This window comes from Streptomyces sp. NPDC001851 (assembly GCF_040297165.1).
In the GTDB taxonomy this organism is placed as follows: domain Bacteria; phylum Actinomycetota; class Actinomycetes; order Streptomycetales; family Streptomycetaceae; genus Streptomyces.
The window spans coordinates 145,532-165,878 of the sequence record NZ_JBEOYR010000021.1; the positions used below are offsets into that span (position 1 = coordinate 145,532).

At 69.6% G+C, this 20,347-nt stretch carries 22 protein-coding genes and 2 pseudogenes; 9 read left to right on the forward strand and 15 right to left on the reverse strand.

Features of this window, described 5'->3' with window-relative positions:
- Positions 1-75: 75 nt before the first annotated feature.
- Both ABT171_RS28640 and ABT171_RS28645 read right to left on the reverse strand, forming a co-directional pair.
- Positions 76-355, reverse strand: a pseudogene (locus tag ABT171_RS28640) (helix-turn-helix domain-containing protein); the annotation flags it as partial.
- A 235-nt stretch (positions 356-590) separates the two neighbouring features.
- Entirely contained in the window at positions 591-1,334 is a 744-nt protein-coding gene (locus tag ABT171_RS28645) for an SDR family oxidoreductase (RefSeq protein WP_351248703.1), read from the reverse strand.
- 104 nt (positions 1,335-1,438) lie between these two features.
- On the opposite strand from ABT171_RS28645, the gene ABT171_RS28650 reads away from it, so the two are divergent.
- On the forward strand, positions 1,439-2,287 hold the full coding sequence (locus ABT171_RS28650; RefSeq protein WP_351248705.1) for a LysR family transcriptional regulator: 849 nt from the start codon (positions 1,439-1,441) through the stop codon (positions 2,285-2,287).
- 570 nt (positions 2,288-2,857) lie between these two features.
- Here ABT171_RS28650 and ABT171_RS28655 read toward each other — a convergent pair.
- From ABT171_RS28655 to ABT171_RS28665, 3 genes are all read right to left on the reverse strand, one after another.
- A complete protein-coding gene (locus ABT171_RS28655; RefSeq protein WP_351248707.1) occupies positions 2,858-3,748 on the reverse strand; it encodes an RNA polymerase sigma-70 factor in 891 nt (296 codons plus the stop codon).
- Entirely contained in the window at positions 3,745-4,842 is a 1,098-nt protein-coding gene (locus tag ABT171_RS28660; protein WP_351248709.1) for an NAD(P)/FAD-dependent oxidoreductase, read from the reverse strand. Before ABT171_RS28660 ends, ABT171_RS28655 begins: the two co-directional genes overlap by 4 nt.
- 156 nt (positions 4,843-4,998) lie before the next feature.
- Positions 4,999-5,298: a Mu transposase domain-containing protein gene (locus ABT171_RS28665; protein WP_351248711.1), complete on the reverse strand. Its 300-nt coding sequence runs from the start codon at positions 5,296-5,298 to the stop codon at positions 4,999-5,001.
- An 86-nt stretch (positions 5,299-5,384) separates the two neighbouring features.
- Between ABT171_RS28665 and ABT171_RS28670 the strand changes: the two genes are divergently transcribed.
- On the forward strand, positions 5,385-5,621 hold the full coding sequence (locus ABT171_RS28670) for a hypothetical protein (protein WP_351248713.1): 237 nt from the start codon (positions 5,385-5,387) through the stop codon (positions 5,619-5,621).
- Between the two features lie 25 nt (positions 5,622-5,646).
- Here the strand turns inward: ABT171_RS28670 and ABT171_RS28675 are convergent, their stop codons facing one another.
- From ABT171_RS28675 to ABT171_RS28690, 4 genes are read right to left on the reverse strand one after another with little or no spacing between them, the layout of a single operon-like run.
- A complete protein-coding gene (locus ABT171_RS28675; RefSeq protein WP_351248715.1) occupies positions 5,647-6,189 on the reverse strand; it encodes a hypothetical protein in 543 nt (180 codons plus the stop codon).
- On the reverse strand, positions 6,186-6,641 hold the full coding sequence (locus ABT171_RS28680; protein ID WP_351248717.1) for a hypothetical protein: 456 nt from the start codon (positions 6,639-6,641) through the stop codon (positions 6,186-6,188). Before ABT171_RS28680 ends, ABT171_RS28675 begins: the two co-directional genes overlap by 4 nt.
- Complete coding sequence (locus ABT171_RS28685) at positions 6,589-10,770, reverse strand: nSTAND1 domain-containing NTPase (protein ID WP_351248719.1); 4,182 nt, start codon at positions 10,768-10,770, stop codon at positions 6,589-6,591. Before ABT171_RS28685 ends, ABT171_RS28680 begins: the two co-directional genes overlap by 53 nt.
- A complete protein-coding gene (locus ABT171_RS28690) occupies positions 10,751-11,098 on the reverse strand; it encodes a CU044_2847 family protein (protein WP_351248721.1) in 348 nt (115 codons plus the stop codon). Before ABT171_RS28690 ends, ABT171_RS28685 begins: the two co-directional genes overlap by 20 nt.
- 244 nt (positions 11,099-11,342) lie before the next feature.
- On the opposite strand from ABT171_RS28690, the gene ABT171_RS28695 reads away from it, so the two are divergent.
- The gene (locus tag ABT171_RS28695; RefSeq protein WP_351248722.1) at positions 11,343-11,657 is read left to right on the forward strand and encodes a hypothetical protein; all 315 of its coding nucleotides are present in this window, start codon (positions 11,343-11,345) and stop codon (positions 11,655-11,657) included.
- Positions 11,647-12,078: pseudogene (locus ABT171_RS41980) on the forward strand (IS5/IS1182 family transposase); the annotation flags it as partial. The gene ABT171_RS28695 and the pseudogene ABT171_RS41980, both read left to right, overlap by 11 nt.
- Positions 12,079-12,145: 67 nt before the next feature.
- Here the strand turns inward: ABT171_RS41980 and ABT171_RS28705 are convergent.
- Positions 12,146-12,580 (reverse strand): VOC family protein, encoded by a 435-nt coding sequence (locus ABT171_RS28705; protein ID WP_351248724.1) that lies wholly within the window; start codon positions 12,578-12,580, stop codon positions 12,146-12,148.
- 332 nt (positions 12,581-12,912) lie between these two features.
- Between ABT171_RS28705 and ABT171_RS28710 the strand changes: the two genes are divergently transcribed.
- Positions 12,913-13,092, forward strand: coding sequence for a hypothetical protein (locus ABT171_RS28710; RefSeq protein ID WP_351248726.1), 180 nt, complete (start codon positions 12,913-12,915; stop codon positions 13,090-13,092).
- A gap of 22 nt (positions 13,093-13,114) precedes the next feature.
- Here the strand turns inward: ABT171_RS28710 and ABT171_RS28715 are convergent, their stop codons facing one another.
- Positions 13,115-14,020 (reverse strand): helix-turn-helix domain-containing protein, encoded by a 906-nt coding sequence (locus ABT171_RS28715; RefSeq protein WP_351248728.1) that lies wholly within the window; start codon positions 14,018-14,020, stop codon positions 13,115-13,117.
- Between the two features lie 77 nt (positions 14,021-14,097).
- On the opposite strand from ABT171_RS28715, the gene ABT171_RS28720 reads away from it, so the two are divergent.
- From ABT171_RS28720 to ABT171_RS28730, 3 genes are all read left to right on the forward strand, one after another.
- A complete protein-coding gene (locus tag ABT171_RS28720) occupies positions 14,098-14,955 on the forward strand; it encodes an alpha/beta fold hydrolase (protein ID WP_351248730.1) in 858 nt (285 codons plus the stop codon).
- Between the two features lie 18 nt (positions 14,956-14,973).
- The gene (locus ABT171_RS28725; RefSeq protein WP_351248732.1) at positions 14,974-16,221 is read left to right on the forward strand and encodes an FAD-dependent monooxygenase; all 1,248 of its coding nucleotides are present in this window, start codon (positions 14,974-14,976) and stop codon (positions 16,219-16,221) included.
- A gap of 64 nt (positions 16,222-16,285) precedes the next feature.
- The gene (locus ABT171_RS28730; protein ID WP_351248734.1) at positions 16,286-16,903 is read left to right on the forward strand and encodes a suppressor of fused domain protein; all 618 of its coding nucleotides are present in this window, start codon (positions 16,286-16,288) and stop codon (positions 16,901-16,903) included.
- 223 nt (positions 16,904-17,126) lie between these two features.
- On the opposite strand, the gene ABT171_RS28735 is transcribed toward ABT171_RS28730, so the two are convergent.
- Together ABT171_RS28735 and ABT171_RS28740 are read right to left on the reverse strand one after the other, a co-directional pair.
- Entirely contained in the window at positions 17,127-17,903 is a 777-nt protein-coding gene (locus ABT171_RS28735) for a MerR family transcriptional regulator (protein WP_351248736.1), read from the reverse strand.
- Positions 17,900-18,997 (reverse strand): serine hydrolase domain-containing protein, encoded by a 1,098-nt coding sequence (locus tag ABT171_RS28740; protein WP_351248738.1) that lies wholly within the window; start codon positions 18,995-18,997, stop codon positions 17,900-17,902. The genes ABT171_RS28735 and ABT171_RS28740 overlap by 4 nt, the downstream gene beginning before the upstream one ends.
- A 241-nt stretch (positions 18,998-19,238) precedes the next feature.
- Between ABT171_RS28740 and ABT171_RS28745 the strand changes: the two genes are divergently transcribed.
- Positions 19,239-19,373 (forward strand): hypothetical protein, encoded by a 135-nt coding sequence (locus tag ABT171_RS28745; RefSeq protein WP_351248740.1) that lies wholly within the window; start codon positions 19,239-19,241, stop codon positions 19,371-19,373.
- A 37-nt stretch (positions 19,374-19,410) separates the two neighbouring features.
- On the opposite strand, the gene ABT171_RS28750 is transcribed toward ABT171_RS28745, so the two are convergent.
- Both ABT171_RS28750 and ABT171_RS28755 read right to left on the reverse strand, forming a co-directional pair.
- On the reverse strand, positions 19,411-20,031 hold the full coding sequence (locus ABT171_RS28750) for a recombinase family protein (protein ID WP_351248762.1): 621 nt from the start codon (positions 20,029-20,031) through the stop codon (positions 19,411-19,413).
- A 25-nt stretch (positions 20,032-20,056) separates the two neighbouring features.
- The coding region (locus tag ABT171_RS28755) for a transposase (protein WP_351248742.1) at positions 20,057-20,347 on the reverse strand (291 nt) is incomplete at its 5' end.

The window sequence follows — 20,347 nt, forward strand, 5'->3', positions numbered from 1 at the left end:
TGCGCGGTCAACAGACCCGTCGCGGTCCATGTCTGGGTGAGCGTCGCCTCCGTACCGAGGCTGCGCCGTGTCTCACGGCCCGCGGCATCGTGGGCGAACTCCAGTGCGCCGGCAAACGTACTTGGGGTCCAGACAGGCCAGGCCGATCTCGTTGAACCGGTGGATGAAGTCCCGGACGGTGTCCTCGCCGCCTGCACCAGCTGGGCGATCACCGGACCTGGTTTCCGCCGGCCGAGGCCGGCAGCATCATCGCGCGCCGATAGCGCACCTAAATGGTGCCGCCTCGGTGCACGACCTGCTGCAGTTTGTGCCCCTCCTGGTCGGTCAGTCCGCGCACACGGACAGGCTCGGCCACCGCGCCTCCAGCGGTCGGATCGGACATCACCGCACACCCAACCGACCCGACCACCGCCCCGGCGAACCTTCGCGGTCACAGCACCACTTGTCACAGAGGCTCGGTGCCTTTCGATCCCTCACCTCGTGGTCCGCCCGCGGCTCGGGCTTGACGACCGTACCGACACAGCGTGACGGCGCCGGTCACGAGGGCGCGCATGCGCCATCTCCCGGGGGTGACGCGAACCGGAAGCGCGTCACCAGGGCACCTCTCCCTCGTCGTCGAAGAAGCGGCCCGTCGGCCCGTCGTCCGACACGGTGGCCAGCCGGATCGCGGCGGCTGCGCCCTGCTGGGGGGTGCGCACTCCCCGGAAGCCGTTGAGGTCGGTCGCCGTGAAGCCGGGGCAGACGGCGTTGATCAGGACGTGGGTGTCGGCCAGTTCCCTGGCGTACTGCACGGTGACGGCGTTGAGGAACGTCTTCGACGGAGCGTAGGCGATGGAGATGGGGCCCATCTCGGCGCCAGGCGTGGTCTGGAGTGTGAGGGAGCCGACGCTGCTGGAGACGTTCACAATCCGCGGCGACGGCGAGCGGCGCAGCAGAGGGAGCAGGGCGTTGGTGACGCGGATGACGCCGATCACGTTGGTCTCCACGGCCGCCCGTACCCGGTGCACGTCGACCGTGGTGGGCTCCTGCGGTCCGCCACCGGTGATCCCCGCGTTGTTGACCAGCGCGTCGAGCCGCCCGGCCCGCTCCTCCATCAGCCGAGCCGCCGCTGTCACGCTGGCGTCGTCGGTCACATCCAGCGGCACGCCGAACGCGTCGGCTCCGGCCGCTCGCAGCTTGTCCACAGCGGCCACGCGCCGCTCCTCGTTCCGCGCGCCGATTCCGACGGACCAGCCGAGGGCGCCGAGCCCGGCGGCGATCTCGTACCCGATGCCCTTGTTGGCCCCGGTCACCAGCGCGACCTTGTGGTGGTTCACGGTGTTCGTCTCACTCATGACATCGATACTTCTCCCCCGCCGGGCAGGGCGTCCAAGACCGACTGGGTGGACGGCGATACCGCCCGGGTATCGCTCCTGGCCGTCCCGGTTAGGCTGGCGGGGTGGAGACACGTGAGCTGCGGTACTTCGTCGCGGTCGCCGAAGAGTTGCACTTCGGCCGGGCCGCGCAGCGGCTCGGAATCGCCCAACCCCCGCTGTCGCGGGCGATCGGCGGGCTCGAACGGCGCCTGGGCACCCTCCTGCTGGAGCGCGGCAGCCGGGGTGTCGCCCTGACCGGGCCAGGGGCGGTGCTGCTGCGGGAGGCGCGGGCGGCGCTGGACGCCGTCGAGGCCGCCGAACGGCGCACCCGCCGGGCCGCCCTCGCGGCGACCGGCCGCCCGGCCGTGGTCCTGGCCGCGAAGGCAGGCGCCTCCGGTGAACTGCTGGCGAAACTCCTCGACGCCTACGCCGCCGAGCCCGGCGCCGTCGCCGTGGACGTCGTGCTGTGCGGACCGGGCGAGCAGGCACGGTTGCTGCACGACGGCCGGGCCGACGTAGCCCTGCTGCATCGGCCATTCGACGACACTGCCGGCTTCGACACCGAGGACCTGCACTCCGAGGGTCAGGTCGCGATCCTCCCGGCGGGCCACCCTCTCAGCGCCCGCCCCCAGGTGCGGCTCGCCGAGGTCACCGACCTTCCCGACCTGCCCCTGCCCTGCTGGCCCCGCCCTGACGGCACCTTCCCGGACGGCCCCGGACCGCAAGTGCGCGACCACACGCAACTCACCCAGCTCATCGCCCTCGGCCGCGCCTGCGCGGTCGTGCCGGAGTCGGGCCGCACCGGCCTGCGTGAGGGCCTCACCGCCGTACCGGTCCTCGACGCCCCCCGCGTCACCACGGTCATCGCCTGGCCCCCACACAGCCGCTCAACGGCGGTCGCGGGGCTGGTCCGCGCCGCCACTGCCCTGTGACCGACGGCGGTGAACGCCTGGAGAGCGTGAAGGATTTCGGGGACGGCGTCCGGTCTGCCATCAGGTCCCGACACTTCGGGCGGTACGAGGTGACTGGCCTGCACCGGCGTTGCCGGAACCACGTCAGGCGTTCTCACTGATGGTTCGGGCAGGGTGCCGGGGTGCGTGGTCCTTCGCCGAGGCCGACGCGCGGCGGCCCGACCACGGGCGAAGGGAGAGACCGTGGACCGGTCGCAGACGCTGACATCATCCGCGACCTCGACACCGCATGGAGATCAGGGCCGGCTCCCGGAGATGGCGGCTCGGGTTCTGGCCCGCCGGCACCATCGCCGAGAGCAGCGGATTGGACTGCGGTGTGGCCTGGTTCGCCCACGTGCAGAGGGACGGCTCGATCGAGGCGGGCGCGCCGAGTAGGGGGGAGGAAGGGGGTGCCGTAAGAACCATGTCGCCAGCCGCAAACGGCGTTGATCAGCCCTTCGGCCGGCGGTTCCGCAGGGGTCGCCAACCAGGAGCAGTGGCCTGGACCTGGCGACCTGACTCATCCGACCGGACACGTCCCCGACGCGCGGTTCAGATCTTGACGGCGGTGAGCTTCTCCGGATTGCGGACGCAGTAGACGGCCGTCACAGCACTGCCGCGGACCTCGATCGAGGAAACCTGATCGAGTACGCCGTCGATGAGGACCGCGACGGAGTGCATCCCGTTGTAGGTGCCGAGACGGATGTCGAGTTCGCCCATGCGAGCGCCCTTTGCCAGGAGGCCGAGGAGCAGCCTGGCCACCTTGTCAGGCCCGACCACGGGACGCAGCGCCGTGGTCACGACCCCGCCGCCGTCGCCCAGGAACACCACGTCGGGTGCAAGAACATCCATCAGGCCTTGGACGTCGCCGGTGGCGGCCGCCGTCAAGAAACGTTCGGCGATCGGTCGTGCCTGCGCGGGGGTGGCGACCGCGGTGTGCCGCTTCGCGCGCACGCTGTTGCGGGCGCGTTGGTTCAACTGCCTCACTGCCGCCTCGGACTTTCCCACCGCGGCGGCGATCTCCGGGTAATCGAAGGCGAACACCTCCCGCAATACGAAGACCGCGCGCTGGGTCGGGGTGAGGGTGTCCAGCACCAGCAGCATCGCAGTGGTGACGGCCTCGCCGGTGAGCACATGGCCGAGGCCGTCGGGTGCGTCGCCGACAGCGTCGGTCACCAACGGCTCGGGCAGCCAAGGCCCCACGTACTGCTCCCGGCGGCGGACGGCCGACCGCAGGACGCCGAGCGCCTGCCGGGTGACGATCTTCGCGAGATAGGCCCGCGGGTTCGCCACCGAGGCGTGGCTCGCCGACCGCCACCGCAGGTACGTGTCCTGTAGCACGTCCTCCGCGTCGGCCACCGATCCGAGGATCTCGTAGGCGATCGAGAACAGCAGGGCCCGGTGCTCGGTGAACTCGTCCTCGGTGTTCGGCTGTTCGCTCACTTCGGCCCCGGCAACCAGGCGTAGCTGGCAGTGCGGGCGCCGAACTTCGCGTAGCGGCAGATTCGTTCCTTACCGACAGCGGCGGTGCGCCCGGCGAAGTAGAGCCGCCGCACGCTGTCGTCCCTGCGGGCGGTCTGGAGCAGCCCGTCGCGCCGGCCCAGGCTCACCCCCTGTCCGGTGTACCCCATGGAGTAGGGCTGGGGCGTACGGCCTTCGATCATCCGCGCCAGCGTATCCGCTGCGTGCGCGCCTTGCGGCATGGCCGTCGCGCAGGCCGCTCGTGCGCCGGGAACCGCCGCGCAGTCACCGACGACAAAGATCCGCGGGTCGTTCACGCTGCGCAGATACTCGTCGACCACGGCACGCCCGTCGGCATCCACCTCCAGCCCGCTGCGGGCGGCCAGGTCGGGCACGGCCCCGATGATCGCCCAGAGGGTGAGGTCGGAGGTGAACCGCGGGCCCGACTGGAGACACACCGTGTCGCCTCCTCCCTCCCCGGCGCCTGGGACGATCTGTGCGACGGCCCCCTCCACGATCTCCACGTTCAAGCGCTCCAGGCCGGTGTGCACACGCTTCTGCGCCCCCACCGACAGGCTCGCGGCGATCGTTTGCCCCACGAGCCGCACGCGCAGGTCGGGGCGACCGTAGGCGACTTCGGCTGCCGTCTCGATGCCCGTCAGTCCGCCGCCGATGACGGTGACCGTACTCCCGCCGGACAGCCTTGCCAGCGCGGCCCGTGCCCGCTCCGCGCCCTCCCAGATCCCCACCGGGACGGTGCCCGGCAGCGGTACGACGGTGCTGCCCACCGCGAGGAACAGGTACTCGAAGTCGAGGCGCGATCCGTCGCCCAGAGCGACCTCGCCGTCGCTGATCTTGTCGACGGTGTCCAACCGCGTTACGACCCCTTCGCGCAGCATCGACGTCAGCGGGGTCCTCGCGGTGCCGGTCCCCGCGATCTGCTCGTGCAGCCGCACCCGCTCGACGAAGTCCGGACGGGGATTGATCACCGTGATCTCCGCTGCCTTCACCTTCTTGGCCAGCCGATTCGCCGCGATCGTCCCTGCGTAGCCGGCGCCCACCACCACGACCCTCATATCTGCCTCCTGTTGTGGAATCAGCTCAGACACGGGATGCAGCGCACCTCGCGCCTGTGACGGGCGAGCCGAGTGATCTGCATCACTGTCTCACCGCATGGCGAACCTGCCGGGCGGCAGGAACGCCCTGTGCGTCCGTGGGCGCCAGTGCCTGTGTCATCCGCTCGGCTCGGGCCTGGTCCAGGACGCGGGGCAGAGCCTCGGCGGCGTCGTTGAGTTCGAGGTAGGACAGGTGGCCTCGCCTCGCAGCTGCTGGTAGCGACGGGACCCGGCCCCGTCCGGTGCCCGGTGGTGCTGGGCGACGATCGCCCGCCCGGCCGTGATCACATGCAGGATGTGCTCGCCGAGCCGGGTGCGAACGGTCACCTGGGCGCCGGCCAGTCCGGGCGGCACCGAGTAGAAGTTCCCGGCGAAGGAGACCAGTGCCTGCGGGCTGACGGTGCGGGACTGCTCCAACTCGGCCGGGAACGGCCGGGTCGGCAGCTCCAGCAGTGGCTCGGCTTCGGCGAGCTTGCCGACCGTGGTCGATAGTCCGTCGCTGGGTGACGCTGGGCTCGCCGCTGCAGCCGGACATCGAGCTTGCGCCGGCGGCCGTCCATCTGGACGGCGAGCTTGTCGATCCCGTTCTGTCCGGCCTCGATGCTGATGCCGTCCGGGACCGTGCGCCACCAGCGTTGGACAACGGAGTGATTCGCCTTCTCCACAACGCCCTTTCAATTGCCGCGAAGCGGAGGGCAGATATCAACGCCGACCCCGTATTCTCTGAACTTCGATCCTGAGTAATGAAGTTCAGCCCTATGGTGATCAGGGCAGCAGTTGGCGTGTCTCGATCCAGGGAAGAAGCCGATCACGCTTTGGGCCGGGCTGCAGATGGCCGATGAGCCACTTCAGGTGCCCTGTCAGGTTCTTGTGCCGCCGCAGCTCGCGGATCTGTTCGATGGGAAGCTGGTGCCAGTTGGTGGCGAGGGTCGCCGCATCTGATGGCGACATCGCCGGTGCGGCGAGTGTGTCGGCGGCCAACTCTTCTGGACGCCAGTCGGAGTTCTCGTCCTCGGGACCTAGGTGTGCGATCACCCACGTTCGCAGCATGAATTGCTGCTGGAGCTCGCGCGCTGATCCCTCTGCTCCGTCGCCGAGCATGCGCCGGTTCGCCAGCAGCGACAGCTCAGCCCAGTGCCGACGCACTTCGCGGGGCTCGCTGGAGTCGTAGGCGTGTTGCTGGGCAACAACGCGGACCAATTCGAGTTGCGACCAGCCGTGAGCGTCGGCAGCGAACGCTTGGAGGCGTTCGACTGGCCAAGTACTCAGGTCACGCTCTGGTTCCCTTTGATCTGAATCGGTGCTCACTGGGCGTCGCTCCTGGTCGTGGGGATGCCGAGACCGACGACGGTTCGTTGCTGGGAACGCCGGTCGATTTGTGCGAGCTTATCCTCAGCGCCGGCGAGTCCGGCCTTGAGTCCTTCGACCTCGCCGAGCCGGCTTTCACGCTCTGCTTCGGCGATGGGGGCAAGGAGGTTGTCGCGGATCTCGACGAGGAGAGCGCGTTGGGCGGGGTCGGGCCAGAGCATCGGGCAGCGGACGCAGGCGTGTTCGTGGATGCAGGGGGTGCTGAACGAGCGGCGGCAGGTGCCGATCGAGACCTTGCGCCGCTCGAAGTGGCCCAGGAACCCGGTCCACTCCTCGTCGGTGTGCCGGGTGGTGCAGCCGCCGGCGGGTGGACCAGGTGTTCGAACTCGTCGTGGGGAGTCACGGGCACACCCGCCCAGCTGACAGTCCGGGCAGAAAGGCCGCCCGCTCATCCTGGGTGAGATCGCGGCCCAGGTTCTGGCAGACGGCGCGGACAGCCGCCCCGGGCTTCGGGAGGTCCGTGTCCCACAGACGTACGGTTCGGTCGTCCCCCGCGGAGGCGAGCACGCGTCCGCCGCGCCGGAACGCGACGGGCCACACCGGACCCGTGTGGCCGGCGAATGTGGCGCGGACCTGTCCCGTGCCCACGTCCCACAATCGCACCGTCTGGTCGTTGCTTCCGGTGGCCAGGGTGTGACCGTCCGGGCTGAACGCCACCGAATGCACCGGACCGGTGTGACCTGTCAGCGTGTCACGGGTCCTGGCGGTGGCCACGTCCCACAAGCGGGCGGTCAGGTCCTCGCTTCCCGTGGCAAGAGTGCGACCGTCCGGACTGAACGCCATCGACCACACCACGTTCGTGTGGCCGGTGAACGTGGCGCCATGCCTGCCCGTGGCCACGTCCCACAAGCGCACGGTGGTGTCGCCGAGGGCTGTGGCGAGTGTCCGTCCGTTCGGGCTGAACGCCACCGAGTGCACCACGAAGCCCGCCCCTGGAGTGACGGTGATCGAGCGGCGGACCTTGCGTGCGGCCACTTCCCACAGCTGCGCGACGTTGTAGGCGGTGCCGGTGGCGAGGGTGCGGCCATCAGGACTGAACGCCACCGCCAACACGGCTCCGGAGTTCCCAGGAAGCATGCCGACGGCTTTTCCCGAGGCCACGTCCCACAACCGTACGTTCTGGTCATCGCCACCAGCGGCTAGCAGACGCCCGTCCGGACTGAACGCGACCGTGTTCACCGCTCGGGTTGTCCCAGGAAGGGTGCCGCGGTCCAGGCCCGAGGCCGCGTCCCACAACCGCACCGTCCGATCGCTGCTGCCGGTGGCGAGCAGGTGCCCGTCCGGACTGAACACGACGGCCTCGACCACGCCGGTATGACCAGTGATGACTCTGCGCGTCCTGCCGCTGCGGAGGTTCCACAACCGGACGGTCTTGTCGTCGCTTCCGGTGGCGAGCGTGTGCCCGTTCGGGCCGAACACGACTGCCTCCACCGCTCCTGTGTGCCCGGCGAGGACGTCGCGGTCGGTGCCGGTGGCCACATCCCACAGCCGTGCGGTCTGGTCCGCGCTTCCGGTGGCGAGCGTGCGGCCGTCCTGACTGAACGCCAGCGCCCATGCGGCATCTGTATGGCCGTTCAGGATTTTACGGGTGGTCCGGGTGGTCACGTCCCACAGCCGCACGCTGGTGTCCTCGCTACCGGTGGCAAGGGTGCGCCCGTCGGGGCTGAACTTGGCGGTCCAAACGGGCGCCGTGTGGCCTGTGAGGACGGCCGCGGTCTTATGAGTGGCCGTATCCCACAGACGGGCCGTGTCGTCTTTGGCAGCGGTGGCAAGAGTGCGGCCGTCCGGGTTGAACGATACCGAGTACACCCAGTCGCTGTGCCCCCGCAAGACGGCCCGGGGCCTGCCGGTGGCCACGTCCCACAGACGGGCGGTGTCGTCGTTGGCGCCGGTGGCGAGTGTGTGCCCGTCTGGGCTGAAAGACACGGAGTTGAGACCGTCCGTGTGGCCGGTGAGGGTTCTGCGGGTGTGTCCCGTCGCCACGTCCCACAGACGGGCCGTGCGGTCGGCGCTGCCGGTGGCGAGGGTGCGTCCGTCCGGGGAGAAGGCGACCGACCACACCTCGCTCCTGTGGCCCCGCAGAACGAGTCGGGTTGTGCCGGTGGAGACGTCCCACAGTCGTGCCGTGCCGTCCGTGCTGCCGGTGGCGAGCGTGCGGCCGTCCGGGCTGTATGCGACCGAGTACACCGGCCGCGTGTGGCCGACAAGGCTGCGGTGCAGCGGCAGAGCCGCAGCATCCTGCAGACTCGCCAAGGCTTCGGGGGTGTGACTCGTACGGTAGGCCTGGACGGCCAGCAGAGACGCCAAATCGGGATCGGTGTGGATCAGTTGACCGGACTTCGCGGCGGTCTGTCGCGACAGGTCGGCCCGCTGCTCGGTCCTGGCTGTCCGCCCCTGCCACACCGCTACTCCCGCCGCGACCAGGGCCAGGGCCAGCACCGTGGCCAGGACCACATTAAGTCGTCTGCTGCGTCGGATGACCTCCTGCTGGCGTTGCCGGCTCGCGGTGAGGTAGTCGGTGAGCTCCGTCGGCAGATGGCGTTTCTGCGCCCACTCGAGGCCCTCTGCGAGTGCCGTCCCGGTGAGCAGGTCGCCGGGATCGGACGTCTCGGCCCAGCGGGCCCGCGCGACACGGGCGTGTTCCAGCCATCCCTGGAAGCGGTGGTCCTGGCGGACCCACTCGTGCAGCGTGCCCCAGTCGCGGATGAGTGCGTCGTGGATCAGTTCGGCCATGGGCTGCGCCGACGGTGCGTCGGCGTCCTGCGGTGCTCCAGGCGTGTGTGTGGTAACGATGCGGTGCGCGGTCAGCGCGGCGAGGACCTCCTCGAAGGTGCTATCGCTCTCCGGCTCGGTGCCGGGGTCGCTCGCCAGGTCGCGCAGTTCCCGCAGGGGGACCTGCGCGCGGACGGCGGGAATGTGGTGGACGGGGTCCGCGGGGCGCACCAATGAGGTCAGGATGCGCTGGGCGACGGGGCGTTGGTGCGGTGCCAGCTCGTCCAGAGCGTTGTCCGCCCAGGTGGCGAGGCTGCCGGTCACCCCGCCGATTCGCTCATAGGCGTCGTGGGTGAGAAAGCCCTCGTGGCGTCTCGCCCACAGCTGGTGCAACGTGACTTCCACGAGAGGGAGCATGGTGGCCGGTGCCTGGCCGGCGGCCGTGCCTTCGGGAGTGGCAGCCAGCACTTGGGTGACGATGTGCCCGGGCAGCCCCGGCTCGAAGTGCGCTCCCGCGTCGCCCGCGGGCAACGTGATGATGTCGTGCAGTTCATGCCGGCTGAGCACCGCCGGCACGTTGAGGAGCCCCGGCATCGCAGCCTCCAGGAGGCGAGGGGCTGCGGCGGCGAGCCGGGGATAGAAGTCGTCGCGCATGATGAGGAGCACGGACAACCGGTGGTGGTCCTCCAGCGCCGCAGTCATCTGCTCCGTGACGCTCTGGGCGTGGTCCGGTGTGCCGGTGCTCCGTTGGGTGAGCAGTTCCTCAAGCTGGTCCACGACGAGCAGGAGGCGCTGTCGCGTGGGATGGGCCGCGAGCGTACGGTCGACGGCTGCGGAGAGCCCGTCGGAGCCGGCCCCGGACAGTCCGGCGCGCTCCCATTCCGCCGACAGGTCCTGCCTGGGACGGACGACCAGGGGAAGCCAGCTGTCGCTGCCCGGCAGCTCGCCCGCGGCCAGCGCGGGCAGCACACCGGCTTGGATCAGAGATGTCTTGCCCGAACCGGAGGGCCCCAGCAGCAGCGTCAGCCGCCGTCCGCGCGCCAGGCTCGCCAGCACCTGCCGTACCGCGTCCTGCCTGCCATGGAACCAGCGGGTGTGTTCGGCTTCGAACGACTCCAGCCCCCGGTACGGGGACGCTTCCTGCTCGATCAGCTGGGGCCGGATCTCCCGGAGGGTCTGCGCGGGGGTGACGTAGGCGATGCCCTGGCCCCGCGCATGGGCGTCCGGGGCGGTGATCTCGGTGAGCATGCCGATGACCAGACCAGTCACCTCGTCGAGTACGGGCGCGCCGCTGAACCCGGTGGTCAGGTCGTTGGCACCGGTCAGTTGTAGATGGCTTCCCCTGCCCCCGGTAGCGCCCAACAGGTCACCGCACACGCCGAAGCCGAAATGGCCGCCGGGTGGGGCCTGAGCGGGGAAGCCGAACGAGCGCACCTGGTGGCCGCGGCAGCCTTCAGCGGAGCCCAGGGGCAGCGCGGTCACGCCTGGCGGTGTGCTGGCCAGGCGCACCATGGCCACGTCGTCCTCGTCCAGGGGACGCCATGTTTCCTCCAGGACTTGTCCCGGCACCTCAGGAGCGCCTTCAGCGTGTGGGAAGAGCAGTTGCAGCGTCTCGCCCGGGGCGGACCCGGCGGCTTGCACGACGTGTGCGCAGGTCACCAAGAGATCTTGAGCGACCAGGAACCCGGCGCCGGCCACTTGCCCACGTCGGCCCAGCACCTGTGCCACGGCAGTGGGCAGCTGTTGTGCGCGTCTGCTCTCCCAGCCAGGTCCCGGCGCGTTCATCGGGTCACCCTGCGTTCCCGTCATCGCTGGGTGGCGGAAACTCGTCCTTCTCCCACCGTACGGTTACGTGGAGGTGCGCATGGGCTCCTGCTCTGGTGATCACGGCCCCGGCTTCCACCGCAAGGTCGACACCGAACTCGACGGTGATCTCATGAGGGCCCGCCTTGCGCAACTGATTCACCGCGGCGCGAGCCGCCGTGCCGACCGGTGCCAACGCCGCCTGAAGACTCTCCGGAAGGTCACGGACGGCCTCCTCAACGCGGCCCGCCTTGACAGGGCCATCCGCTGTGGACGACGCCTCTACCAGGATGGAGCCCCCGCCCTCCAGCGGAACCCGAGCCAGATGGACCAAGGAACCTCCTCCCTCCTGCTCCGGCCAACCACCTCGCCATGAAAGAAGCGCAAGTCCAGCTCTGGCTGCGTGGGCGGAACTCGCACACAGTCACCCTGATCATCATCGAAGCCGGTACAGGTCGCATCTCCGGTGCGTCGTCCGAGTGCCACGTCTGAGGAACCGAGCCCTCTGGCAGCATCTGCTGCCGCCGCTTCCTCAACTCGGGTGACACCCCGACGTCGGCTCCATGATGATGAGCGGCGTGCCTGCATCCGAGACGCCCGAAGCCGTGGTGGACCGCCTCTTCCGACAGATCCGGAACGAGACATGGCCCGCCCATCTCAACACAGCCGAGCGGGCAGGCATCGACCTCGTGATGCTCGATGCCGATATCGCCGGGTGCGTGACGACCTGGCTGAGCAACAACGGTTGCCTCGACGCATGGCGTCTCACAATCCTGCGCCGGAAGCTCTCCGACCTGGAACAGGTCCTGCCAGAGCTCGACGAAGCAGACAACCTTCGCTTGTGGCAGTTGTGGCAGCAGGTCGCTCAGCTCGTCTCCGAGACCGCTCCCTAATCGACCAACTGAGACGACGTCCTGCTGGCGTCGATCGGCGCTGCGGCAGCTCGCCCCGCTGCTGGGGATGTCGAAGTCGGCCGCCAACCGCATGGTCTCAGACCGTCGCGTGCGCTTCGGCCCCGTCAGCGGTTCGGTAGGGACGCCGTGCTGATCGTCGACGGCACACCAGTGCCCGCGCGGGATCACACGGTTGCCGAGCAGTCGAAGAGCTACCGGTACTCGGCCAACCACCAGGTCGTCACCGACGCCGATACCCGAATCGTCGTCGCCGTCGGCCGGGCCACGGTCATCGCGGCCGGCGGCCGGCGGCCGGCGACGCTCCTTCGTGACTGCCGTCTGAGGCGACGGCGTTGGCGACAGCGTTCACACCGCCATGCTCGGCATCGCCCGGCTGTACAACCTGGCCCTCACGGTGTGACTGCCCGCTCCATACAGGGGAGCGGCCTAGGGGAGGCGGCTCCCCGCCTCCCCGGCTCGGAGAATGTTCAGTCGATACAGAATTCGTTGCCCTCGATGTCCAGCATGGGGATGCACGACTCGTTTTCCTCATCGGCATACAGCGTTTGCACGTGGGTCGCACCAAGCGCGACCAGTCGTGCGCACTCGGCTTCGAGCGCGGCGAGGCGCTCGTCCCCCACGAGCCCGGTGCCGACCCGGACGTCGAGATGCACCCGGTTCTTGACGATCTTGCCTTCGGGAACGCGCTGGAAGTACAGGCGCGGACCCACACCTGAGGGATCACTGCAGGCGAACCATGATCCCCGCTTCTCAGGGGGCAGGGTGCGGTTGAAGTCCTCCCAGGTGGTGAATCCCTCCGGTGGCGGCGGTGTGACGTACCCCAACACCTCGCACCAGAAACGAGCGAGGCGCTCAGGTTCTGCGCAGTCAAAGGTGACTTGGAACTTCTTGATCGCTGACATCGGCGCACCGTATCGCGTACCAGGGGGACCCTGCCGCTCTTTTCCCCAGGCGGATCCGGCCGCCAGAGGTTCGGCGTCGCGCGGGCGCTGCAACTGGCGGGGGCAGGCCTTCGCGCGACCAGACTGAGGCGGTGAAGCCACCGCCGCCGCGCGCGGCGATGCGCAGCGTCGGGAAACGTCCCTGATCGCCGACTTGGCGCTGTGCCACGGGGCTGCGGTCGGTGCCGGGGTGTGGGAGGCAGCCTTGATGCTCGACAGTGAGCCGGTTCAAACGGCATCAAGGAGGCCGCGCGGCAGGCGACATCGGCCGCCCGCCTGGCTGACTCGCCACCATGGGCGCGCCCTTCGGCGAGATCACTGCTACCCCAATCGCCGCCGTCCCGGTCACCACCGCCGCGTCGAGCACCGCGGCTCCTGTCATCACCGCTTCGTGTCACCAGCCGCAATCACGGGCGATCTTGCGGCTCTACCAGGTGCTGCCGGTGAAGGTGGGTTTCACGACGCACAGCTGAAGGAGTCCGATGGCAGGCGACTTCACAGCGGTGGCCGTCTCGCCTCCGGCCGGCGACCGGGCCGGTGCTCCGTGGGGACGTGTGTCGTGGCGGTTGTTCCGCGGCTGGGCCAGGCGACGTCGTCAACGGCGAGGAACGGCTCGCCGGCCACGGTCGCGGGGGTTGCCCCGGTGAACGCCATGACGTCCCGATGCAGGTGGGACTGGTCGGCGTAGCCGGTGTCGGCGGCAACGTGGGCCGCGCCCTCACCCGCGACCAGGCGGTGGGCGGCATGGTCGAAACGGACCAGCTTCACGGCGCGTTTGGGCGGCAGGCCGAGCTGTGACCGGAACCGGGACCACAGCCGCTTACGGCTCCACCCGACCTCGGCCGCGAGTCCATCCACCCGGATCAGGCCACGGCTGACAACGATCCGGTGCCAGGCCCAGGACACCTCCGGGTCCACCGGCGGCCCCGCCTCATGCCGCCGGGCGAGCAGCGCGTCCGTCAACACGAAGCGATCCTGCCAGGACGAGACATCGCCGAGTTGCTCGCGGATCCGTGACGCCTCCCGGCCCCACAGGTCGCCCAGCGACACGACGCCGCCGTCGAGGTCGGCGGGGGAGGTGCCCAGAATCGCGCGTGCGATCACCGGGGACAGGCGCACCTGTACGCACTCGACGTTCTCTCCCCGTGCCCGGACCGCGCCCGCGGAGCCGAGCCCGGGCCCGGCGACGAGGCTTCCCCGCTGCTGCCGCCCTGCGGCACAGTCAAGGACGGGCGAACCGGCGCCGAACTCCAGGAGCAGCGTCACAGCCGGGTGCGGGACTATCCGGAGCGCGTCCAGGTCACGGACACTGAACCCGGCCATGGTGACACCGGCCACCCGGCTGGGCAGCCGCGGGCACTCCACGCCCCACACAGCCGCGTCGTGCACAAAAGCCTGCATCATCCCATGCTACGCGGGCCGGCTGAGGGGAACATTCGTCCAATCCACCGGTACGTACTGGCGGAGACAGTGGGCTCATGACTGTTTCTGACGGCGGACCGCACGTGAACGGCGGCGCCGAGGCCACCGAGAGTGGGACCCTGTCGCTGGACGACGGCGACATCCACGTGTGCCAGGACGGCCCCCGCGACGCCCCCGCGCTCCTACTCATCCACGGGTCCGCATCCTCGACCCGCTCGTGGAACCCGATGGTTCCGCTGCTGACCACATCTCACCGCGTCGTCCGGATCGACCTGCTCGGGCACGGCCGGTCGGCCAAACCGGCCGACCGGAGCTACGCGATCCCGGACCAGGCACGCCGGGCCGGAGCGGTACTGGACCGGCTCGGCGTCGACCACGCCGTGGTCGTCGGTCATTCCAGCGGCGGCGTGGTCGCCACCGCCCTCGCCGAACAGCGGCCCGACCTGGTGACCGCGCTCGCGCTGGTCAACACCGGCCCCAGCCTGGACGCCTTCATCGCATCGAAGTCCGCCGCAATCGGCCTCTCGCAGTGGCCGCCTACCGACGAGCAACTCCGGCAGTTCGCGAGCACGGGCTTCAGCCGCGCGGGCTATCAGATCCCGGAAGAACTCCTGGACGATGTGCGCGGTATGACGTACCACTCGCTCACCACGTCGATGGGGGCCACCCGCTCCTATCTGGAGCAGCGGACGCTTCCGGATCGGCTGACGGTTCTGGGAAAGCCGCTCCTGGTGGTCTTCGGCGAGGACGACCGCAGATGGCGATCCGCATCTGCCTCCGACTACCGCGCCGCTCCGGGCGCAAAGGTCGAGCTGCTGTCCGGTCTCGGGCACTCACCCATACTCGAGGATCCCCCGCGGACCGCCGCCGCCCTGCTGGCCTTCACCGCGATCCACGCCGTACGGGCGGACTGAATGAGAACGAGGAGTGCCATGCGGATTCTCGTCTCCGGCGCCAGTGTTGCCGGTCCGGTGCTGGCCTACTGGCTCACCAGGCACGGCTTCTCCGTCACCGTCGTCGAGCGTGCGCCGGCTCTGCGCAGGACCGGCGGCCACGCGGTCGACCTGTTCCGGCCCGCGATGAACATCTCGGAGAAGATGGGCGTGCTCCCGCGTATCGAGGAGCAGGCCACCGGCACGAACCGGATGACCGTCTACCGGGAGGGCGCACGGCGTCCCGTCCGGGCGGACCTCTCCAAGATCTTCAGCGCCGCATCCGACCGGCACGTCGAGATCATGCGCGACGACCTGAGCGAGACCTACTACGACGCCACACGCGACGACGTCGAGTACATCTTCGGCGACTCGATCACCGCGATCTCGCCCGATGGCGAGGTGCGGTTCGAAGAGGCCGCGCCGCGCCGCTTCGACCTGGTCGTCGGCGCGGACGGGCTGCACTCCAACGTGCGCCGCCACGTCTTCGGCGACGAGTCCCGCTTCAGCGCCTTCACCGGGGCCTACTTCGGGGTGCTGACCCTGCCGAACATCTCCGACCTCGACGGCGAGCTCCTCATCCACGTCGGCGTCGGCCGCACCGCCGGCATGTACGGCGCGCGGCACCTCGGCGAAGCGCGGGCGTTGTTCCTGTTCCGCAGCGAGCGTGAACTCGACTGCCACCACCACGACGTGCCCCGGCACAAGGAGCTGCTGCGCGGTGCGTTCGCCGGCATGCACGCCCACGTGGACCGCTGGCTGGACGAACTCGACCGTACCCCGGCGTTCTACTTCGACTCGATCACCCAGCTCCGCATGGACACCTGGTCGCGGGGGAGGGTGACGCTCGTCGGCGACGCGGGCTACTGCCCCGGTCCGGCTGTCGGCGGCAGCACCACCCTGGCCGTCGTCGGCGCGTACGTCCTCGCCGGAGAGCTGGCGCGCGCGGGCGGCGATCACGAGCGCGCCTTCCCCGCCTACGAGCGCGTGATGGCGGAGCACGTGCGTGGCAGCCGTGCGGTCGCGCTGAGCGCGGCGAAGACCCTGATCCCCACCTCACGTCTCGGCGTGCAGGGACTGGCCCAGGGCGCCCGCCTGATCTCCGCCCTGCCCGCGGGCCCCAGCCGCGCCCTCCTCCGCCTCACCACCAAGAGCGCACGCCTCTACAACTCCATGACCGTCGACGACTACCGGCCGTCAGCAGGCCACGCGACCGTGCCAGCGGAGGACGTCCTACGGCCTCGTTGAAGACCGCCGCAGCGGCGGCACCGCGCGCAGCAATGCCCACAATGGGCCTGAGCCTGTTGGTCACGTGGGCAAGGATCTGCTGGTCAACAAGGCGCAGGTGCTGCTCTTGAGCAGTGACAGGGCCAGCCGGGCCGCGGACGTTGATGACCAAGGCGATGACGTCACCGTGGTACTGGTCAGTCGGTGCCGTCGAGAGCCCTCGCGCAACGGCACCCCTCCCCCGGCCTGGCGCCGATGGCCCTCATCGTCTTCGGTAGACCGGCTTTGGGACTGCTATGGGCATTCCGTGGAGGTCGTCGTCTGCGACCTTGGGTCGGAACGGCGCGAGGCTGTGCCCGACCTGCGAGTTCTCGTTGTAGACCCCGGTCCGCGCAGTGCCAGTTGGGCCTATGTGACCGCCGGGTGTTGGGCCGCGATGGAGAAGGACGGTCACGGGCTTGAGTTCGTCATGACCGCACGCGTCCGCGACCGGCGGTTCATCGACCTCATGGCCATGATCGCCTGCTACCACTGCGGAGGGCATCAGCTCGATCTGGAGCACAGCATGCCGATCGGTGAACCATGGGTGCCCGGCTCGACCTGCGACCACCTGCTGATCAGCCTGCCCTATCTCCACGGGCCTGGCCTTGAGCACTGTCCGCTGCCCGGGGGCACGCCCGCCTTCTGTGGGCCCTGCCCGTGACGGCCGCCGAAATCGACTTCCGCAGGCACGAGGGTCATGAGGCGTTGGAGCAACTCTTCGATGACGTGGAGATCATTCCCACTGATCCTTTCCGGGCATCGGTGGTGTAAGGCGTCGGCCGAACGGTTCCTGGCACCAAGCCAGGTTAGATCGTGGGGTGCGGCTCCACGGCGGCCGCGGATCTGCCACGACGCGCGCCGTTCTCGGTGGCACAAGGATTCCGTCATCGGTGCGGCACGGGTACGCCCGCGGCGCGGAGCTTGGCCTCGGTGAGCGCGGTCAGCCGCGCCGCGACCGGTGTCTGGTCCTCGCGATGGTTGTTGATCAGCTTGTACTGGGCCGAAGCCCTGGCCCATGCCCGCAGGCTGGCGTGATCCCCCAGCAGCGCGGGATTGGCGAGGTAGCGGTCGGCCATCGCGGTCGCGAGTTCCTCGATCCTCGGGTCGTCCAGTTCCCAGGTCTCCGCCTCCCAGCCGCGCCTGGCCAGGTCGACGTACTCGGGGTCGTCGAGGCCGTGTTCGAGCTGGGTCAGGAAGCCGTCGAAGCCCTCCGGCACCAGCGCCCGGGCCAGGACCAGGGCCTCGCGTTGCGCGGCCACGTAGTCGGGGCCGAAGCCGAGGCCGGACATCCGGTCCAGGACTGCGCAGGCACGGTCGGGCAGCAGGGCCCGGTCGCCGTCGGCGAGCCGGTGCAGTGTGTCACGGCGGGCGACCAGCTCATCGATGCGTTCGGTGAGCTGTTGCTCGACGTCTGCAAGCGCGGCTCCGAACCGCGTGGCGTCGGCGTCGAGCATCGGCCCGATCTCGGCGAGCGGCACGCCTGCGGCGGCCAGCGTGCGTACCTGCACCAGTTGCAGCAGCTCGCCGGATCCGTATCGCCGGTAGCCGGAGCTGTCACGTTCCGGCTCCGCGACCAGCCCGAGCTTGTGATAGTGCCGCACCGTCTTCACCGTGACGCCGACGAACGCCGCCGCCTGCCCGATCGTGACTCCATTCCTCATCGGCCCAGCTTGCCGCAGAACACCTCGGCGAGGAAGCGCTGTTGGGCGCTCTGGAATGCCGGTGCTATCGACATCTCGGCGTCGTCCACCCAGGTCAGCCCGGCGGTCAGGGTCGTGCTGCCGTCGGAGTTGCTGTACATCAGCGCCGCCGAGCCCATGGTGGCGCCGTTGTGGTGGAAGACGGTGCCGCTCTCCGTTTCCTGCGCGAACATCCCCAGGCCGTAGCCGGCGGTCGCCTCCGGTGTGCGCATCTCGGCCAGCAGCTCGGCCGGCAGTAGCTTGCCGCCCATCAGCGCGGAAAAGTACGTGTGCAGGTCCCGGGTGGTCGAGATCATGTCACCACCGGCTCCGACCCAGGACGGGTTCTGACGGGTGACATCGACGGTCCGCTCCTGCCCGGCGTCCTCGTAGCGGTAGTAGCCGTGGTTGTGCGGTGCGGGGATCGCCGGCGAGGCGCCCGGCGCCACGGTGCCGGTCATCCCCAGCGGCCCGAGGATCAGCCGCCGCAACTCCTCGGCGAACGCACGGCCCGTCACCTTCTCGACCACCAGGCGGGCCAGCACGTAGTTGGTGTTGGCGTAGCTCCAGCCCGTCCCTGGCGCGAACCGCGCCGGCTTGGACAACGACAGCCGCACCAGCTCCTCGGGCAGGTAGGTCTTGAACCGGTTGTCCACCCACTCCTTGCCCCGCCAGGGGACCCCCAGCACGATCGTCCCGTCCTCGTAGAGCTCGCCGGTTTGGTTGAAGATCCCGCTGGTGTGCTGCAGCAGCATCCGCACCGTGATCCGCCGGTCAACCGCGAACTCGGGCAGGTAGTCATCGACCGGGGCGTCCAGGCCTATTCTGCCCTCGGCCACCAGCAGCAGCACCGAGGTCGCGACGAAGCTCTTGGTGCTGCTGCCGATGCGGAAATGCCCGTCCGTCAGCGCCTTGGCGCTCTGACCCAGCTCGCGCACACCGGCGCTGCCGGCCCACTCGCCCTGCTCGTCGTTCACCCGCAGCTGGATCCCGAGAAAACCGGACCCGGCCAACTCCTCGATCGCCTCCTGCAGTTCCGGACGATCGTGGCCCTTCCCGGAGATGTTGGTGAACATGTTTGCCCCTTCAGATCGGTGGTGCCCGGATCGGCGTCGTGCCGATGCGATGAGCCTCCACCCTGACCCGAGGTCAACCTCAACGGTGATCCAGCCCACACCCGCTCCTGGCGGCACGTTCATGAGGTGTTGCATGGCTGGATGCCTGAAACGCCCTCATGAAACGGTCGTCGGTCGTGAGCGTCGACTTCAAGCGCGTGGAATCGCATGGCTGCCCGATGTCCCCCTGCGCGACCAGTCGATGAGCCTCCGCGACATCGCCAAGCGGCTCGTCATCACGACGGGCGCGACGAGGGGCCAGCACCCCTCGCCCGCCACCGTCATGCGGATGCTCCGCGACCACGACGAGCAGACCGCCACCGCGGCGGGCACGTGATCGTCTGACTACTTTGCGGCTGGGGTCAGGGGTAGGACTACGGGGCCAGGTCGGCCGAGCGGAGGAAGTCGGCGGCCTTGCGCGGCATATCGGGGTGACCGGAAGCTCCGGGGCGGGGGCGTCCTCCTCGATGGCGGTGTGGTCGGGCAGGAGGTCGGCGATTGCCGTGCGGATCGCGCCGCGGCCGACGCCGTGGTCGCGGGCGAGGGCGGCGATGGAGCGGCCTTCCAGGTACGCGGTGCGTACGACGTCGGTTGCCGGCCGGGACGGCGGGGCCGCGTCCGCCCTTGCTGCCGTTGGCCTCGGCGGCCCGCAGTCCGTCGTAGGTCGGCTCCCGCTGGAGTTCGCCGGCGGCGGCGAGGGTCCGCACCGTGAACTTCACGGTGGACAGCAGTTCTCCGGTGCGCGGATGGCGGGCGGTGAGGTCCATCGTGGAGAACGCGCCGTCGTGGATACGCAGGGCGAGGCGGTCGCGGTGGAGGGCGTCGAGCACGTCGAGGATGCGCCCGGTGCCGCGTACGAGGCGGAACATCTCGGAGACGTGCACGGTGTCGTCCGGCCGCGCGTGGTCGAGGAGCACGCGGAACTTCGGGCGCTGGAGGAGGCGGAGGCGGCTGGAGGGGCCGCCGTCCTCCTCGAAGACGACCGGGTCCTCGATCCGGGCCTAGGTTCTGTCTCCTTGGTCAGTGCCGGGTCCAGATGAGAATGCCTGCGAGGTGCAGTGCGGCTTGGTAGGCGATCGCGAGCTTGTCGGTTCGTGTGGCCAGGCCGCGCCACTGCTTGAGGCGGTTGATGCACCGCTCGACGGTGTTGCGCTGCTTGTAAGCCTCCGCGTCGAAGCCGGGTGGGCGGCCGCCGAGTCGGCCTCGCCGCAGGCGATGGCCGACCTGGTCGGACGGCTGGGGGATGACGGCACGGATGCCCCGGCGTCGCAGGTGGCTGCGGATGGCGCGGGAGGAATACGCGCGGTCGGC

What these genes read in the sequence shown, in the direction of transcription:
- ABT171_RS28685 (WP_351248719.1), bottom strand. Translation starts at nt 10,770, where the DNA reads ATGACGGGAACGCAGGGTGACCCGATGAACGCGCCGGGACCTGGCTGG.
- ABT171_RS28645 (WP_351248703.1), bottom strand. Translation starts at nt 1,334, where the DNA reads ATGAGTGAGACGAACACCGTGAACCACCACAAGGTCGCGCTGGTGACC.
- ABT171_RS28735 (WP_351248736.1), bottom strand. Translation starts at nt 17,903, where the DNA reads ATGAGGAATGGAGTCACGATCGGGCAGGCGGCGGCGTTCGTCGGCGTC.
- ABT171_RS28715 (WP_351248728.1), bottom strand. Translation starts at nt 14,020, where the DNA reads ATGCAGGCTTTTGTGCACGACGCGGCTGTGTGGGGCGTGGAGTGCCCG.
- ABT171_RS28710 (WP_351248726.1), top strand. Translation starts at nt 12,913, where the DNA reads ATGGGCGCGCCCTTCGGCGAGATCACTGCTACCCCAATCGCCGCCGTC.
- ABT171_RS28745 (WP_351248740.1), top strand. Translation starts at nt 19,239, where the DNA reads ATGAGCCTCCGCGACATCGCCAAGCGGCTCGTCATCACGACGGGCGCG.
- ABT171_RS28680 (WP_351248717.1), bottom strand. Translation starts at nt 6,641, where the DNA reads ATGAGCGGGCGGCCTTTCTGCCCGGACTGTCAGCTGGGCGGGTGTGCC.
- ABT171_RS28725 (WP_351248732.1), top strand. Translation starts at nt 14,974, where the DNA reads ATGCGGATTCTCGTCTCCGGCGCCAGTGTTGCCGGTCCGGTGCTGGCC.
- ABT171_RS28740 (WP_351248738.1), bottom strand. Translation starts at nt 18,997, where the DNA reads ATGTTCACCAACATCTCCGGGAAGGGCCACGATCGTCCGGAACTGCAG.
- ABT171_RS28720 (WP_351248730.1), top strand. Translation starts at nt 14,098, where the DNA reads ATGACTGTTTCTGACGGCGGACCGCACGTGAACGGCGGCGCCGAGGCC.
- ABT171_RS28705 (WP_351248724.1), bottom strand. Translation starts at nt 12,580, where the DNA reads ATGTCAGCGATCAAGAAGTTCCAAGTCACCTTTGACTGCGCAGAACCT.
- ABT171_RS28660 (WP_351248709.1), bottom strand. Translation starts at nt 4,842, where the DNA reads ATGAGGGTCGTGGTGGTGGGCGCCGGCTACGCAGGGACGATCGCGGCG.